The sequence below is a fragment of the Microbispora sp. NPDC049633 genome (assembly GCF_040675265.1).
Taxonomy (GTDB): domain Bacteria; phylum Actinomycetota; class Actinomycetes; order Streptosporangiales; family Streptosporangiaceae; genus Microbispora; species Microbispora maris.
The window spans coordinates 1-1,056 of sequence record NZ_JBFAOO010000440.1; the positions used below are offsets into that span (position 1 = coordinate 1).

The 1,056-nt window shown below is 59.0% G+C and carries 1 rRNA gene; it reads right to left on the reverse strand.

The window, feature by feature from the left end:
• Positions 1 to 977 (reverse strand): 16S ribosomal RNA (locus AB0J39_RS39735); the annotation flags it as partial.
• Positions 978 to 1,056: the final 79 nt, after the last annotated feature.

Consider the following 1,056-nt stretch of genomic DNA (forward strand, 5'->3'; position numbering starts at 1 on the left):
TTTCCGGTGTATGTCAAACCTTGGTAAGGTTCTTCGCGTTGCGTCGAATTAAGCAACATGCTCCGCCGCTTGTGCGGGCCCCCGTCAATTCCTTTGAGTTTTAGCCTTGCGGCCGTACTCCCCAGGCGGGGCGCTTAATGCGTTAGCTACGGCACAGAAGTCGTGGAAGACCCCCACACCTAGCGCCCAACGTTTACAGCGTGGACTACCAGGGTATCTAATCCTGTTCGCTCCCCACGCTTTCGCTCCTCAGCGTCAGAACTGGCCCAGCAAGCCGCCTTCGCCACCGGTGTTCCTCCTGATATCTGCGCATTTCACCGCTACACCAGGAATTCCGCTTGCCCCTACCAGCCTCTAGCCTGCCCGTATCCACCGCAGACCCGTAGTTAAGCCACGGGCTTTCACGGCAGACGCGACAAGCCACCTACGAGCTCTTTACGCCCAATAATTCCGGACAACGCTCGCGCCCTACGTATTACCGCGGCTGCTGGCACGTAGTTAGCCGGCGCTTCTTCTACAGGTACACGTCAACTTCGTCCCTGCTGAAAGAGGTTTACAACCCGAAGGCCGTCATCCCCCACGCGGCGTCGCTGCGTCAGGCTTCCGCCCATTGCGCAATATTCCCCACTGCTGCCTCCCGTAGGAGTCTGGGCCGTGTCTCAGTCCCAGTGTGGCCGGTCGCCCTCTCAGGCCGGCTACCCGTCGTCGCCTTGGTAGGCCATCACCCCACCAACAAGCTGATAGGCCGCGAGCCCATCCCCAACCGAAAAAACTTTCCACACCCACACCATGCGGAGGAGTGTCATATCCGGTATTAGACCCAGTTTCCCAGGCTTATCCCAGAGTCAGGGGCAGGTTACTCACGTGTTACTCACCCGTTCGCCGCTCGAGTACCCCGAAGGGCCTTTCCGCTCGACTTGCATGTGTTAAGCACGCCGCCAGCGTTCGTCCTGAGCCAGGATCAAACTCTCCAAACAATGCTTGAAAGAGTTCACTCTGGCCGGCACCCCCCGGCTAAGGAAAGGGCACCGTTCAAAGGAATCCGTCACCGACACC